This is a genomic window from Sphingomonas sp. GW821-FHT09E03 (genome assembly GCF_059416225.1).
Window position 1 is genome coordinate 318,703 of the sequence record NZ_JBWKOS010000003.1, and the last position, 13,505, is coordinate 332,207.

Sequence of the window (13,505 nt, forward strand, 5' to 3'; positions counted from 1 at the left end):
CGCCATGCGATTGGCGACGATCACCAATTGGGCTTACGGGGCGACGGTCGCGCTGACCCTCGCGGCCGGGACGACGATGCTGCTGGCGGCATCCGCCGAACAGAACGAACGGGCCGCCGTCGCCCGGCGTTATGCGCTCGATCGGGCCACCGCGACGGTCGAGGACGAGGTGGTCGCGTCGAGCGAGGCCGCCCGCCAGTTCGTCATCAGCGGCGACGCCGCCGATCTGCTGAACTACCAGCGCGGAATCGCGACGCTGCGCCCGGTCGAAGCGCGGACCCTGCACATCCAGGATGCCGGTGCCTCGCCCGACGAACTGCGCAACCTGCAGCAAGCGCTACGCTGGGCGGACGCGCTGCAGGCGCAGCAGCGACAGGCGGTGGAGGCCCACCGCCGCGGCGACGGGGCCAGCGCGCGACGCATCCTGTTCGCCCCCGAATATGAGCGCGAACTCGATCGCTCGCGCGCCGCCGTGGAGCGCTTCCAGTATCGGCTCGACCAGCGGACGCAGGACGAGCTGCGCGCGGCCGAACGCACGGCCAAGCTGTGGCGCACCACATCCGAGATCATGCTCGGCGCCACCGGCCTGCTGTTCCTCTTCGTGCTGTTCTTCGTCTTCCGGCGGCGCGTGCTGCATCCGGTGGTCAAGCTCAGCGACGTGGTGAGCCGCCTTGCCGCGCAGGATTACGATGCCGAGCCCTATGTCTACGATCAGGTCGACGAGATCGGCGACATGGCGCAGGCGCTGCGCGTCTTCCGCGAGAACGGGATCGAGCGCCAGCGGCTCGAGCGCGAGCGCGACGCCGACCGGCTGATCCGCGATCTGCTGTCGCGCATGACGCAACGGCTGCAGAGCTGCGACACTGTGGCCGAGCTCATCCAGGTGGTGCGCGGTTTCGGGCCTCAGGTGATGCCGCACCTCGCCGGCCGGCTGTACCTCCTCGATCACACCCGCAACGTGATGGTCGAGGGCTGCTCCTGGCTGGGGCCAGTGCATTCCGCCGATGAGTTCACGCCACTGGCCTGCTGGGGATTGCGCCGCGGCTCGCTGCATCGCCCGTCACTGGAAAGCTTCGACGTGCCATGCGGGCATGTCTGCGTGCCGGGCGGCGCCGAAAGCCTCTGCCTGCCCCTCACCGGGCAGCACGGATCGCTGGGCCTGCTCTACTTCGAGGGGCGGGTGACCGGCACCGGCGGCGAACCGAACGATCGCTACCTCCAGATGCTGGCCGAGAACATCGGCCTGGCGCTCGACAATCTGCGCCTGCGCGATGCGCTGCGGGCGTTGGCGATGGCAGACCCGCTGACCACGCTCGCCAATCGCCGGCAGCTGGACGAGGTGCTGACCCGCGAACTGGCGGACGCCGAGCGGCTCGGAACGTCGGTATGTTGTGCGATGATCGACGTCGATCATTTCAAGCACTTCAACGACGAGCACGGCCATGAAGCGGGTGACGAGGTGCTCCGGATGGTCGGCAAGACCCTCAAGGATGCCGTCCGCGACGCCAATCTGGTGTTCCGCTATGGCGGCGAGGAATTCCTGATGCTGCTGCCCGGCATGGAAGCCGAGGCTGGGGTGACGCGCGCCGAAGAACTGAGGAAGGGTATCGCCGATCTTCGCGTCCAGCACGAGGGCCAGGACCTTGGCCCGGTGACAGTGTCGATCGGCCTCGCCTGCGCGCCGCTCCACACCGATTGGCAAACCTTGGTGCAAACCGCGGATGCGGCGCTGCTGCGGGCCAAACGCGCCGGTCGCAACCGGGTGTTCACCGCCGTAACGCGCGCGAGCCAACGGATCGCGGCCAGCCGATAATCGCCGCGTGGCTGCTCCATGACCTGGGCGATGGCGGATCAACGCCATCCTTGTGCAGGATGAACCAAGGTCCTCCCTGTGATGGGTCGATCCATCGCCGATAGCCTATATCATAGATTATATACTTCTTCGCCATTTGCCGGGATTTTTGAGCAACTTAGCAATTTAGTATAGGGATAATACTGCGTCGGATTGGCATAGATCCAAGTAGTCGAGTGGTAGCGCCGAGGAGCGTTCTTGGATATGTTGCCTGGTCACGTACTGTTGGATCATCATGGTGCCATCATGCAGGCTGATGATTGTTTTGGCGCCTTGTTGATGACACCGGCGGCGCGGTTGCATGGCTGTGACGTGCTGTCGATCACTGCTCCCGCCGATCGCGAGGAATGTTGCCAGGCCATTGCGGCGTTGAAGGCGACCGGCAAGCCATTCGACATCGTCAAGCGCTTCATCCGGCCTGACGATACGGTATTGTGGGTGCGCAATTCGGTGTCGCGGATGCTGATCCAGCAACAGGATCTGATCGTTGCGACCTGCACCCCGGTGCTGGAGCCGATCGCCCGCCACGCGCCCGGCGACCTCCTTCATACCGCGCAGGTGCAGGCGCAGATGGTGGAAGCGCAGAGCAGGATCTGCCACCCCTTCCCGCTCGCAGGGCCGAGCTGGCCCGCGCTGCTCCAGGTCTACATTGCTGAAGCCGAAGGCCGGATCATGGATATCGACATGCTCGCGGCGAGCCTCGGTCAAAGCCGCACATTGATCACGCGGTACGTCAATGCACTAGTCGGCTCGGGCGTGCTCGAGGTCGAAACCCGCAGCCTCGATCCAAACGTCGCCAAGGCCTATCGCCTCACCACCGGTGCGGTCCACCGGATGGAGGATTACCTCCTCAAGTTCGCCGCGCCAGTCGTGCGCTGAAGCGGAGCTGCCGACGCGCCGACGTATCCGTCAGGCTGAAGCGCCAACGCGGCATTGGGCGATCAATCCCCTGCGCCTTGCGTCGCGGTGGAGGCCGAGCGTACCGCGATCGTCGCGACCTCCCCGTCCTGGATGCGGACGGCGGTGAGCACCCCGGTCGAATAGGCGCCGGTGTCGATGCCGATGCGGTGGGCCAGGAAGGCGGGCTGATCCGTGCTCCACGTATGGCCGTGGACCACGATACGGTATACCCCTCCGGAACGCCAAGGAACTCCTCCCGGATCCACAACAGGTCCGCCTCTGACTGATCGCTCAATTGTTTGCCGGGACGAAGCCCGGCGTGAACGAACACGAAATCGCCGATGGCCAGCATCAGCTTGAGGTCCTTGAGAAACACCAGGTGGGCGACCGGCAGCCGTTCGAGAAGATCGTCGCGGGCGTCGACGTGCCGGGCCACATCGTCATCCACTGCTGGCGGAGTCACGCCATAGGACCGTAAGGTCTCCGCCCCGCCGAAGCGCATCCACTCTCGATGCTCGCCGGGATTGGTGAGATACCCCAGCATCACATGCTCATGATTGCCCTTGAGGAAGTGGACGTCGTATGGAGCATGGCGCTTCAGCCAGCATAGAGCGTCGAGGACGCGTGCCGAGTCCGGGCCGCGATCGATGTAATCACCGCAGAAGATGAGGATCGGCCGCTCCGCAGTGTCTGCTGTTGCGTCATGCTCGATCCTGCCGAGCAGATCCTGCAGCAGGGCGTAGCAGCCATGCACGTCGCCGACGGCATAGACCCGTTGTCCATCGACGCTACCGTAGCGGTGGGACGGCGATGCGGCAGGAGCATAGTCTGGGTCAGCGGCCATCAATCGTCCCGGTCGTTCGCGCGCTGATCGTCAAGCAGATCGAGCAGGTCGAGGCGAAGGTTGCGGTAGCCGACCAGCGCTGCGTCTGGGTGGCTGTTCGCCTTGCGCTGCACTGACGCCCACTGGCCGCGCAGACGGCCGAGCGCACGGCTGTCGACGCCGGCCCGGCGCGCCTGATCGTACAAGCGGGTAAGCTCGCGGTTGGCCGCAAGCACGCGCGGGCGCAGGCACCAGGCCCGCGCGTTGGATTCGGCCTCGCCGCACCGCACGCCCCGCCCTGCATCCGGGCGGGACCGTAGGGGTCGATCGGCTTGGGCAACGCTGCGGACGGTGTGCGATCCGCGGAAAACAGGCCGGGGTTCACGATCGTTCATCGCCACTGCGGCGGCCGGGCGATGTTCCTGGCTGGTTGCGCCCAGCTTAGCGATCACGGGCGCATCGGCGGCTGGCTTGCCCGGCGCGTGGATCGTTGGGGTACTCGCTTTGAGCTGCCGTGCCGTGACGACGGCTGGCGCACGCCCGGCAGCCTTGGTCGCTGCCGGTGGCGATCCGTAACCCAGCAACAGCGCCGCCGCCGCCACGGCCAGTGCCGTTACGACCAACCCCACGAGCAGGATCCACCGCCAGGAAGATCGGCCGTCGCGCGATGGGATAACGGCGACCGCGGTGCCCTTGGCGGGACGGCTGCGACGGTCACCGAAGATCGCGCCGAGGTCGCGCGCCACGCTCTCCTGCCGCGACGCAGGTGTAGCGCCGCTGAATATGCCTGGATGATCCGTCATGATCGCTAGGTCGCAGGCTCGCTCTTGAAGGGTCGATTTTGATGCGGTTGAGCCATGCCTATCGAGGGTAGCAGATGAACAACATGCTAACCGCGGCGTATCGCATTTACCTTCCGCGGCATCTGCACCCAATCGATCGAAACCCCCAGGAACTATGGATCCAGGCACCTACAATCCGATCCTCGATGTCGAGGGTCGATCGCGCAAGATCGTCAAGATCGCCGCCAACATCTCTCGCCAGGTGGCGCTGGATTGCGAGGTGCAGCAGCGACTGGTGGAAGGCCGGTATTTTCACGCGGGACTGGAGCATGGCGACCGCCGGCTGAAAGCCACGATGGTGAGTTGCGCCAGATCGTCGCCAGCGTCGGCGCGGTCACCACGCAGATGATGCAGCGGTCGCCCGCGCGAACATGAAGCTCGGCGACCGGCGGAGCGGGCGATTTATCTGAATGCCAGCCAGCCAAGCACTGCGATAATCCCCAGCGCATACAAGCCGCCCTGGGCGCGCAACAGATAGGCGACGCCGAGTACGCCGGTCGCCGCCAACGCGCCGGCCACCACCTGACGGGGTGCAATCCGATCCAGCACCACCAACCCGCCGATCAGATTGGCGGCCGCATTGGCGGCGATCCACAGATAGGACGGCATCGCCCCGATCGATCCCCACAGCGGCAGCTTGATGGTGGCAAAACCACGCATGGTGTTCGGGAACATGTCTGCCGCGAGATGACAGCCGATCCCGAAGCCCAGCCCTGCCGCGACCGGCCAGGTGCGTCGATCGAGCAGCGCTACCGCCACCGGCAGGATGCTGTGGACCAAGGCGCTGCGGTGACCGAGCCGCAGCGGCGTATCGAGATCAGGGAGCCTGGTGCCCGCCGCCGCCGCCAGCACCACGGTGGCGATCAGGATCCACGATCCGCTCCCTCCCGTAAACGCCAGCACCACCGCAAAAAGTAGGAACAAGGATGCCGCCATCGACGCGCGTTAACCATATGTACTCGTTATGTCCAACGAGTTGAGACACAGGCTGGTACGACAAGCCAATGACAACAAAGAACATATGCTGGCTGAGCGGGTCGGCGGCTGATTGGCCCTGACGCAGCTAGCCGATCGTCGAGCTGGCTTTCCCAATGGGCCGCGACGCTCTACCCGGCACGCGTCGACGCAGAGGGGAATGGTCGTGCAGGATGCAACCGATCGGCGGCGGCGGCTGCAAGGGGCGCTCGCCCTGCCTACCTTGGGCTGGTCAGGCCAGGCATCGGCGATGACACGGTCAGTCCGGCCGGCACTCCTGCTTGGGCCGGGCATTGCGCTGGCGCTGGCGCTCGCGCAGTGGCGGGCAGCGCAAATTTCCGACATTCGTTATGCCCTCCGCCTCCATGTAACTGCAGCCAATCGCGCCACGGGGCGGGTCACCACCGGCTTTGCCCGGCGCGCCGACAGTGGCGATCTTGGGCCAGCGAGAGCCTTGGCGCCTTCAGTGCGGCAGAGCAGGCGAGGCTCACCCAGCCGTTCCTGCGTTTCGCGCTCGACCGGCTGCTCTGGATCCGGCAGAACCGCCGCATCTTCTTCCTGCCGGCATGGATCGATGCGTTCATCGGCGGCCAACTGAGCGGCGAGGCGCTTGCCATCGTCGATGACTTCCTTGCCGCCCAACGCGACCTGCCGATCGACGTGCGCCGCAAGATCCTGCTGGCGCGCGACGAGCTCGAGCTCACCGTGCGGATCAGGCGTGCAGCGGGAAGCGTGGTCGGCGACACAGATTAAGGGATCGAGATCGGTCCTGCCGCCTGATGGGGGAATTGCGCGAGCACCGCATCGGCGAGCGTCTTGGCGACGACATCGGTGGCTCCCGTTGCCGTGCCCGTGACCCGTGCGGTGACCGCGCTGCCGGACCAGACGATCTGGGCGTTGCTCCGCCGGGTGATGGTGATCTTGAGCTCGGTCACGATCAGGTCACTCAGGCGGCCGCCGCCTGCCGGCATGCTGAGGCTGACGCCGCCGGTCAGGGTGGCGAGCGGCGGCGGCGCCGGCCGCGACCCGGCGGTCACGACCCCGCTCGATTTCTGCGTCACCGCGATCGTCGCGGCATAGAGGCCGTGGCCCTGGCCGGGGAGCGGGGTGAAGCGGGCGTCGAGCATCGCCTGCCGCACGGCATCATCGAATACGGCGGGCAGCGCAGCGTCGGTCGCCGACGCGATGGTGATCGTACCGGGCATCGGCACAGCCCGAGTTGCAGCGATGCCGTTTTCCTGCGCCATCAATGCGACGGCCGCAGCACCGATCAGAGTAAGCATGGGACGATGATTCCTTGGCAGGTGGCGTCTCGAGGCGACAGTCGGACAGGATCGGATCACGCCCGGCAGCGCCAATCGTGTCGATCGTCAAGCGACTGTCGTGTCCTCTCGGTTCCCTGCACGAGGCTCGCCGCAAGGCAAGCCGGCGTCGATCAGTGGACGGCGCCGGCTCCGTGGCGGGCGATGATGCTGTCGAGCACCTGCGCCGGCAAAGGATGACTGAAGTCCACGCCGATCTCGCCGCCCTTGTGCCAGGCCACCCATCCGGCAAGCTCGGCAAAATCGGCGATCGCGATGGTCACCTGCGCCCCCACGGTGATCGGGCTCGTCAGCTGCACGCGACAGCCAAGATGGGTGATGTCGACGATGCGGCAGGCTTCGTCAGCGAATTTTCGCGAGCTGATCGATGCAACCCAGGAGACGGCGACGCGATCGGCAGTACGCTCTTCATGAGCGAGCCATTCGGGACGGGCGGACGGAGCAAGCTTGCTGGCCATGGCCCCGGCATAGCCGGACGAGGTTAAGAGTTGATGAGCCTCGCGCCGACGCCGGCGCTTTAAACCACCCAAACAATTAATCTTTCGCCGGCAAAGCCGCCGTAGGAGCAAAGACTTCGAGTTGGCGTACGGGGAGTGTGCCGGCGCCCCGTCCGCGATTCGCGCAGCGGCGGGGCGCCATGGCTGTGCCGAAAAGGGGCAGTCGCCCGTCTCGGGACGCGTTGCCAGCGAGATGCCGAGCGCCCAGTCTGTCTCGTCCCGTAGTGACCTGCGCCTCGCCTCCGCCAGCCCGTGAGCGCGAGGCGTTTGTCCTGATCGCCAGCGGCCATCGGCTTCCGACCGTTATTCAAAGCTTACTTCGCCCTCCAGCCCGGCGGCCTTGCCCGCGAGACCCGGCACTTCCTCCAGCTGCCGCAGGGCAGTGAACCCGCCTCGCTCCGATCTGTAGCGGACGATTTCGAAGCCATGCCCCTGCAGACCAGGGATGGCGTCGATGTCAGCCGCGGTGGCGGTGTTCAAGTTGGTCGGCATGGATTATCCTCTGGTGGTTGAGGCCAAGCTGAACGCGCGGGTCGGCGGTCGAGCCCAAGGCACGAGGAAATTCGCCATAGTTGTCGCGGCGTCGCCTGGGTGATGTCACCGGCGCCGCTGCATTGCCGGTTCGGCACCCCTCTACCGTATTACTCGCACATTTCAGCCGATAGCGTTTGCCAAGCTCGGCCAGCCTACGCTTGGCTGTCCTCACCTGAGACAATAACGAGGTGAGTAGATGCGTATGACGATGGCAAAACAGGCATCGGTGGCGATGATCCTGATCGGCTCGGTCGGCCTCGGCGGCTGCGCCACCAAGGGCTATGTGAACCGGCAGATCGCGACCGTGAACCAGCGGATCGACGGGATCGACGGGCATCTGCGCACCGTGGAAGGCACGTCCGGCCAGGCGCTGACCCAGGCCCAGGCGGCGGCCGGCCAGGCCCAGCAGAACAGCCAGCGGATCGACCAGCTCAACGGCCGCGTGGACGGCCTCGACCAGCAGGTGCAGCAACAGCAGCAGCGGCAGCGCAAGCCACGGGGCTGAGCATTTCCACGGCAACGGCCGCGCATCGACGGGCAACGCCGTTGCACAAGACGATCATCGCTGCAGCGCTGTTGGCGCTGGTGCCGTCGCCGGCTTGGCCGGCGGCGGCCGAGCGTGCGCCGCGGCATGGCAAGGCGGCGACCGTCGCCAAGCCTCGGCCGGTCGCTGCCGAACCGGCGCCGCCGCTGCCCGAACCTGAACGTACGGCGGCCGCCAGCCGCATCATCGCCTGGGTGGCCGCAGCGCACGACAACGGCGCCAAGCCCTACATGGTCATCGATAAGCCGTCGGCCGCGCTGTACCTGTTCAATGGCAAGGGTGATTTTCTCGGGCAGACCCCGGTGCTGCTCGGCATCGGCGTCGGCGATGATTCGTCGCCTGGCGTCGGCGCCAAGAGCCTCAACGATATCGGACCTGCCGAGCGGACGACCCCGGCGGGCCGGTTCGTCGCCAAGTTTGGCCGCGCGTTCGGCAACCAGCGCGTGCTGTGGGTGGATTATGCCGATTCGGTCGCGCTGCATGCGGTGATTACTACGCATAAGGAGGAGCAGCGGGTGCAGCGGCTGCTCTCGCCCAGCCCGGACGATAATCGCATCTCCTTTGGCTGCATTAATGTCGGCACCAGCTTCTACACCAAGAAGGTGCGGCCGCTGTTCCAGAAGGCGGGCGGCATCGTCTACATCCTGCCCGACACCAAGCCGCTCGAGGACGTGTTCCCGCGCGTGCGGCTGCTGCCGTATCTGAACGCCGCAGCGCCGGGTTGACGCGCGGCCGGCGCTGGTCTTCTGCCCAGGGCGGTCGAATGACCTGGAGACGATGATGATCCTGTTTCTGCTTGCGGCTGCCGTGACCACGCCGCCGCCGGTGGTGGTGAGTTCCCTGCAGACCGAGCAGCTGGTGGAAAATTGCCGGGGTAAGGACAATGATCCCGCCGCGACCTTTTGCACGGGCTACATTCTCGGCGTGTTCGACGCCCTGTCGTTGTTGCACGTCATTTGCGTGGCGCCCGATCAATCCTCCACGATCAAGGCGGTCGCCGCCGCGCGCAGATATCTGCGCACCCATCGCAAGAAGTGGGGCAACGCGCCCGCCTTCGTCGTCCGCGACGCCCTGCGTGCCACCTACCCGTGCAAGCGCGGCTGATGGCCCGCCCTCGTAGACCATCGCGCCGGAACACGTTATCCAAGGCCCTGCGCGCGTTGGCGCTGCCGCTCGGGCTGATCGCGGCGCCCGCGGTGGCGCAGACCGCCCCGCTCGGCGCCGATCTGGAGCGGTTCGACTATCCCTATCCGGTTCACTGGTTCGAGACCCGCTCGGCGGGCCAGTCGGTGCGGATGGCCTATATGGACGTCGCCCCAGCAGCGGCGGCAAACGGCCGCGTCGCCGTGCTGCTCCACGGCAAGAACTTCTGCGCCGCGACCTGGGGCGACACCGCCAAGATGCTGGCGGCCCATGGCTATCGGGTAATCGTGCCGGACCAGATCGGCTTCTGCAAATCCGCCAAGCCCGCCGGTTATCAATATAGCCTCGCCGCGCTCGCCAGCCTGACGCGGGATCTGCTGCGACAGGCCGGCGTAACCCAGCCGATCCTGGTCGGGCACAGCACCGGCGGGCTGATCGCGATGCGTTATGCGCTGCTGTTCCCGCATGAATTGTCGTCGCTGGTGCTGGTCAACCCGCTGGGGCTCAACGATACCGTTGCCGAGGGCGTGCCTTATACGCCGCTCGGCGGCCTGCTCGACGAGAAGGCCAAGACCAGCGCGGCGACGATCAAGGCCTATCAACTGCGCTATTATTATCATGGCGAGTGGCGCCCGGCCTATGATCGCTGGGTGGCCATGCTCGCCGGCCAATATGCCAGCCGCGATGGCGCGGTGGTGCGCGACGCCCAGGCGCGGCTTTCCGACATGATCGAGACCCAGCCGGTTGCCGGCGAGATTCCCCGGATCGCGGTGCCGACCACGCTGATCATCGGCGAGGCCGATACTACCGCGTTCCGCGCGTCGAGCGCACCCGTCGATACGCGCGGCCGCATCAGAACCGTGCCGCAGGCGGCGCAGGAGGCAGTCCGCCGCTTTCCCCACGCACGGCTGGTGCCGTTGAGTGGGCTCGGCCATGCGCCCCAGATCGAGGCGCCGGAACGCTTCGCGCCAGCGCTGCTCGCGGCCCTGGAGCGGCCACGTTGAGCGGCCGGGCGTCGCCACGGTGAGCCACGACAGCCAGCCGGTGACACCGGATGGCCGCTATTTCGTCGTTCGCGGGCGACTCTGGCGGCGATCGGATCCCTCGCTACCGGACGAGCGTCGCGCGGGGCTGGTGAGCGAGCTGATGCAGGCGAGACGCGCCGTTGGCGTTGCCTTGCGCCATGACGATCAGCCCGGCCTTGCCGAAGCGCGCGCGGCGGTGGATCGCGCCAAGGTCGCGCTCGGCGAACGGGGGCCGGTATGGTGGCACGACGGTGCGCCCGACCTCAATCGCCGCATGGTCGCCAACACCTCTTATGCCGAGTGGTTCGAGCGAGTGACCGACAGCACGGGCTGAGCCGCGGTCGGCGTGCGGCTCGCTGCTGCCACCACGCTGGCAACAGCTCCGGGCTAGGCAGCTGTCGGCGGCCATGCCGGCCGCGGGAGCCCCCATCATGCTGACGCTGTTTCACGCCCCACGGTCGCGATCGACCCGGATCATCTGGCTGCTCGAGGAAACAGGCCTGCCCTTCCAGCTGCGCTACGTCTCCATTCGCTACCGGGATGGCAGCGGCGACGGGCCCGACGCCGCCAATCCGCATCCCGACAAGAAGGTACCCGCGCTCCTCCACGACGACCGGCTGGTGACGGAAAGCGCGGCGGTGGCGATCTATCTGGCCGATCTCGCCACCGAGGCGGGGCTAGCCCCGGCGATCGGCGATCACGACCGCGGCGCCTATCTCACCTGGATCAGCTGGATCGAGGCTGAATTCGGCCCCGCGATCTTCCAGCGCCTGGCGGGCGGCACCGAGGCGCCGGCGCCGGCATCATTCGCGGCGGCGCTGCGTCGGCTGGATGAGGCACTGACGACGGCTCCGTTTCTGCTCGGCGCGCGCTTCAGCGCCGCGGACGTGATGCTGGGCGGCACGCTCGGCTGGGCGCGTGCGATCCTGCCGACGACCGGGCCGATCCCCGCCTATTTCACCCGCCTTGCGGCCATGCCCGCCTTCGCCCGAGCGATGGCTCGCGACGCGGCCCCGGACCAAGCCGCATGACCGCCGCGACGGCTGGCTGGGCGCAACCGGCTTCCTGCTGACCGCCGCGCTGCTCGCGCTTGGTCATCCTGCGGTACTCGCGCCGCTGACCGCCGGCCTGTAGGTTCATCGGCATGCGCCGCGCCGACCGCCTGTTCGAGATCGTCCAATTGCTGCGCCGCGCGTCCGGGCCGCTTACCGCGGACCTGATCGCCGCGGAGCTGGAGACCAGCCGGCGGTCGGTGTACCGCGACATCGCCGCGCTGACGGCCCAGCGCGTGCCGATCCGTGGCGAGGCGGGGATCGGCTATGTGCTCGAGCGCGGCTTCGACATGCCGCCGCTGATGCTGACGTCCGACGAGGTGGAGGCGGTGGTGCTCGGCGCGCAATGGGTGCTGGTCCATGCCGACGAGGGGCTCGCCCGCGCTGCGGCCGACGTGCTCGCCAAGATTGCCGCGATCGTTCCGGACCGGCTGCGTGACCAGATCGACGATCCATCGGTGATCATCCCGCCCAGCTGGAGCGAGCGGCTCGATGCCGGGGTGGATGTGGCACGCCTGCGCGCATGGAGCCTGCAGGGCCGCAAGCTGCACATTCGCTACGCCGACGAGGGTGGCCGCGAGACCGCGCGCACCGTGTGGCCGTTCCTGATCGGCTATATGGACCAGGTGCGGATGCTGATCGCCTGGTGCGAGCTGCGCGGCGGCTTCCGGATGTTCCGGACGGATCGGCTCTCGGCAGTCGAGTTCCTCGACGAGCGCTACCCGGAACGCCGCGCCGCACTCAGGCGCCGCTGGCTGGCAATGATGACCGAGCGGCGCGCGGAGGCGGCGGCGACGGACGCGCCGGCCTGAACCGCCTGCCCGTCGTTCGCCGCCGCGTCCGAGTCCGCGTGCGCCGCGTCAGCGCCAGCCGAGCGCGGGGGCGACGTGCGTGAGGATGCTATCGAGCACATGCGCATTGTACTCGACGCCGAGCTGGTTGGGCACGGTGAGCAGCAGCGTGTCCGCCTCGGCGATCCCCTCGTCGGCGCGCAGCTGCGCGATCAGTTGCTCGGGCTCGGCCGCATAGGACCGCCCGAACACCGCGCGCATGTTGTCGATCACCCCGATCTGGTCGCTGCTCTCGCCCCGCCCGAAATAGGCACGGTCGCGATCGTTCATCAGCGCGAAGATCGAGCGCGACACCGATACGCGCGGCTCGCCCTCATGCCCCGCATCCTTCCAGGCCTGGCGGTAGAGCCTTATCTGCTTGGCCTGCTGCACGTGCAGCGGCTCGCCGCTTTCGTCCGCCTTGAGGGTGGAGCTCTGCAGGTTCATGCCCTGGCGCGCGGCCCAGACGGCCGTCGCGTTCGACGACGAGCCCCACCAGATGCGCTGGCGCAGGCCCGGCGCGTGCGGCTCGAGCCGCAACAAGCCCGGCGGGTTGGGGAACATCGGATTGGGACTGGGCTGCGCGAACCCCTCGCCTTTCAGCAGCTCGAGCAGCACCTCGGCGTGGCGCCGGCCCATCTCGGCATCGCTTTCGCCCTCCGCCGGTGCATAGCCAAAATGCCGCCAGCCTTCGACCACCTGTTCGGGCGAGCCGCGGCTGATGCCGAGCTGCAGGCGGCCGCGGCTGATCAGGTCGGCCGCCCCGGCGTCCTCGGCCATGTAGAACGGGTTCTCGTAGCGCATGTCGATCACGCCGGTGCCGATCTCGATCCGGCTGGTGCGGGCGCCGACGGCGGCGAGCAACGGGAACGGCGAGGCGAGCTGCTGCGCGAAATGGTGGACGCGGAAATAGGCGCCATCCGCGCCCAGCTCCTCGGCGGCGACGGCGAGATCGATCGACTGGAGCAGCACGTCCGACGCCGAGCGTGTCGCCGACTGCGACGAGGTCGACCAATGGCCGAACGACAGAAACCCGATCTTCTTCATGGCACACTCCTGCTGCCGGCCGATGCCCCTGTCCGGAGGCGATCAGCCCGGCGTCATCAGGCTAGATAGGGCCCTCCTCGCCCCGCGTCGCGGCGCCGCCGCGAAACGCATCTATTCCG

18 protein-coding genes are annotated in these 13,505 nt (G+C 67.3%); 11 read left to right on the forward strand and 7 right to left on the reverse strand.

What is annotated here, in order from left to right:
* Positions 1-4 precede the first annotated feature (4 nt).
* Both AC07M8_RS09295 and AC07M8_RS09300 read left to right on the forward strand, forming a co-directional pair.
* Positions 5-1,813 (forward strand): sensor domain-containing diguanylate cyclase, encoded by a 1,809-nt coding sequence (locus tag AC07M8_RS09295; protein ID WP_495174057.1) that lies wholly within the window; start codon positions 5-7, stop codon positions 1,811-1,813.
* 285 nt (positions 1,814-2,098) lie between these two features.
* The gene (locus tag AC07M8_RS09300) at positions 2,099-2,731 is read left to right on the forward strand and encodes a PAS domain-containing protein (protein ID WP_495174058.1); all 633 of its coding nucleotides are present in this window, start codon (positions 2,099-2,101) and stop codon (positions 2,729-2,731) included.
* Here the strand turns inward: AC07M8_RS09300 and AC07M8_RS09305 are convergent.
* Together AC07M8_RS09305 and AC07M8_RS09310 are read right to left on the reverse strand one after the other, a co-directional pair.
* Positions 2,703-3,596 (reverse strand): metallophosphoesterase family protein, encoded by an 894-nt coding sequence (locus AC07M8_RS09305; RefSeq protein ID WP_495174059.1) that lies wholly within the window; start codon positions 3,594-3,596, stop codon positions 2,703-2,705. The genes AC07M8_RS09300 and AC07M8_RS09305 overlap by 29 nt on opposite strands.
* The gene (locus tag AC07M8_RS09310) at positions 3,596-4,321 is read right to left on the reverse strand and encodes a hypothetical protein (protein WP_495174060.1); all 726 of its coding nucleotides are present in this window, start codon (positions 4,319-4,321) and stop codon (positions 3,596-3,598) included. Before AC07M8_RS09310 ends, AC07M8_RS09305 begins: the two co-directional genes overlap by 1 nt.
* Positions 4,322-4,532: 211 nt before the next feature.
* Between AC07M8_RS09310 and AC07M8_RS09315 the strand changes: the two genes are divergently transcribed.
* Entirely contained in the window at positions 4,533-4,766 is a 234-nt protein-coding gene (locus AC07M8_RS09315) for a hypothetical protein (protein WP_495174061.1), read from the forward strand.
* A 53-nt stretch (positions 4,767-4,819) separates the two neighbouring features.
* Here AC07M8_RS09315 and AC07M8_RS09320 read toward each other — a convergent pair whose 3' ends face one another.
* Positions 4,820-5,353 carry a hypothetical protein gene (locus AC07M8_RS09320; protein ID WP_495174062.1) on the reverse strand — a complete coding sequence of 178 codons (534 nt, stop codon included), beginning with the start codon at positions 5,351-5,353 and terminating at the stop codon, positions 4,820-4,822.
* Between the two features lie 357 nt (positions 5,354-5,710).
* On the opposite strand from AC07M8_RS09320, the gene AC07M8_RS09325 reads away from it, so the two are divergent.
* Positions 5,711-6,145, forward strand: a complete 435-nt coding sequence (locus tag AC07M8_RS09325; RefSeq protein WP_495174063.1) for a hypothetical protein — start codon at positions 5,711-5,713, stop codon at positions 6,143-6,145.
* Here AC07M8_RS09325 and AC07M8_RS09330 read toward each other — a convergent pair.
* The 3 genes from AC07M8_RS09330 to AC07M8_RS09340 form a co-directional block, all read right to left on the reverse strand.
* On the reverse strand, positions 6,142-6,675 hold the full coding sequence (locus tag AC07M8_RS09330; RefSeq protein WP_495174064.1) for a hypothetical protein: 534 nt from the start codon (positions 6,673-6,675) through the stop codon (positions 6,142-6,144). The genes AC07M8_RS09325 and AC07M8_RS09330 overlap by 4 nt on opposite strands.
* Before the next feature lie 152 nt (positions 6,676-6,827).
* The gene (locus tag AC07M8_RS09335; protein WP_495174065.1) at positions 6,828-7,172 is read right to left on the reverse strand and encodes a PilZ domain-containing protein; all 345 of its coding nucleotides are present in this window, start codon (positions 7,170-7,172) and stop codon (positions 6,828-6,830) included.
* A gap of 342 nt (positions 7,173-7,514) precedes the next feature.
* Positions 7,515-7,703: a ComEA family DNA-binding protein gene (locus tag AC07M8_RS09340; RefSeq protein ID WP_495174066.1), complete on the reverse strand. Its 189-nt coding sequence runs from the start codon at positions 7,701-7,703 to the stop codon at positions 7,515-7,517.
* Between the two features lie 238 nt (positions 7,704-7,941).
* Between AC07M8_RS09340 and AC07M8_RS09345 the strand changes: the two genes are divergently transcribed.
* The 7 genes from AC07M8_RS09345 to AC07M8_RS09375 all read left to right on the forward strand — a co-directional run bounded on the left by AC07M8_RS09345 (position 7,942) and on the right by AC07M8_RS09375 (position 12,321).
* Positions 7,942-8,250 (forward strand): hypothetical protein, encoded by a 309-nt coding sequence (locus tag AC07M8_RS09345; RefSeq protein WP_267396702.1) that lies wholly within the window; start codon positions 7,942-7,944, stop codon positions 8,248-8,250.
* A 41-nt stretch (positions 8,251-8,291) separates the two neighbouring features.
* The gene (locus AC07M8_RS09350; protein WP_495174067.1) at positions 8,292-9,014 is read left to right on the forward strand and encodes a hypothetical protein; all 723 of its coding nucleotides are present in this window, start codon (positions 8,292-8,294) and stop codon (positions 9,012-9,014) included.
* 55 nt (positions 9,015-9,069) lie between these two features.
* Positions 9,070-9,393 carry a Rap1a/Tai family immunity protein gene (locus tag AC07M8_RS09355; protein WP_495174068.1) on the forward strand — a complete coding sequence of 108 codons (324 nt, stop codon included), beginning with the start codon at positions 9,070-9,072 and terminating at the stop codon, positions 9,391-9,393.
* 56 nt (positions 9,394-9,449) lie between these two features.
* Positions 9,450-10,436 carry an alpha/beta fold hydrolase gene (locus AC07M8_RS09360; protein WP_495174069.1) on the forward strand — a complete coding sequence of 329 codons (987 nt, stop codon included), beginning with the start codon at positions 9,450-9,452 and terminating at the stop codon, positions 10,434-10,436.
* Between the two features lie 19 nt (positions 10,437-10,455).
* Complete coding sequence (locus AC07M8_RS09365) at positions 10,456-10,791, forward strand: hypothetical protein (RefSeq protein ID WP_495174070.1); 336 nt, start codon at positions 10,456-10,458, stop codon at positions 10,789-10,791.
* A gap of 97 nt (positions 10,792-10,888) precedes the next feature.
* Entirely contained in the window at positions 10,889-11,488 is a 600-nt protein-coding gene (locus AC07M8_RS09370) for a glutathione S-transferase family protein (RefSeq protein ID WP_495174071.1), read from the forward strand.
* Positions 11,489-11,601: 113 nt separating this feature from the next.
* The gene (locus tag AC07M8_RS09375; protein ID WP_495174072.1) at positions 11,602-12,321 is read left to right on the forward strand and encodes a helix-turn-helix transcriptional regulator; all 720 of its coding nucleotides are present in this window, start codon (positions 11,602-11,604) and stop codon (positions 12,319-12,321) included.
* A 48-nt stretch (positions 12,322-12,369) separates the two neighbouring features.
* Here the strand turns inward: AC07M8_RS09375 and AC07M8_RS09380 are convergent, their stop codons facing one another.
* Positions 12,370-13,386, reverse strand: coding sequence for an LLM class flavin-dependent oxidoreductase (locus tag AC07M8_RS09380; RefSeq protein ID WP_495174073.1), 1,017 nt, complete (start codon positions 13,384-13,386; stop codon positions 12,370-12,372).
* Positions 13,387-13,505: the final 119 nt, after the last annotated feature.

Coding starts and splice junctions, on each gene's coding strand:
- AC07M8_RS09295 (WP_495174057.1), top strand. CDS start 5: ATGCGATTGGCGACGATCACCAATTGGGCTTACGGGGCGACGGTCGCG.
- AC07M8_RS09300 (WP_495174058.1), top strand. CDS start 2,099: ATGCAGGCTGATGATTGTTTTGGCGCCTTGTTGATGACACCGGCGGCG.
- AC07M8_RS09305 (WP_495174059.1), bottom strand. CDS start 3,596: ATGGCCGCTGACCCAGACTATGCTCCTGCCGCATCGCCGTCCCACCGC.
- AC07M8_RS09315 (WP_495174061.1), top strand. CDS start 4,533: ATGGATCCAGGCACCTACAATCCGATCCTCGATGTCGAGGGTCGATCG.
- AC07M8_RS09320 (WP_495174062.1), bottom strand. CDS start 5,353: ATGGCGGCATCCTTGTTCCTACTTTTTGCGGTGGTGCTGGCGTTTACG.
- AC07M8_RS09330 (WP_495174064.1), bottom strand. CDS start 6,675: ATGCTTACTCTGATCGGTGCTGCGGCCGTCGCATTGATGGCGCAGGAA.
- AC07M8_RS09335 (WP_495174065.1), bottom strand. CDS start 7,172: ATGGCCAGCAAGCTTGCTCCGTCCGCCCGTCCCGAATGGCTCGCTCAT.
- AC07M8_RS09340 (WP_495174066.1), bottom strand. CDS start 7,703: ATGCCGACCAACTTGAACACCGCCACCGCGGCTGACATCGACGCCATC.
- AC07M8_RS09345 (WP_267396702.1), top strand. CDS start 7,942: ATGCGTATGACGATGGCAAAACAGGCATCGGTGGCGATGATCCTGATC.
- AC07M8_RS09355 (WP_495174068.1), top strand. CDS start 9,070: ATGATCCTGTTTCTGCTTGCGGCTGCCGTGACCACGCCGCCGCCGGTG.
- AC07M8_RS09370 (WP_495174071.1), top strand. CDS start 10,889: ATGCTGACGCTGTTTCACGCCCCACGGTCGCGATCGACCCGGATCATC.
- AC07M8_RS09375 (WP_495174072.1), top strand. CDS start 11,602: ATGCGCCGCGCCGACCGCCTGTTCGAGATCGTCCAATTGCTGCGCCGC.
- AC07M8_RS09380 (WP_495174073.1), bottom strand. CDS start 13,386: ATGAAGAAGATCGGGTTTCTGTCGTTCGGCCATTGGTCGACCTCGTCG.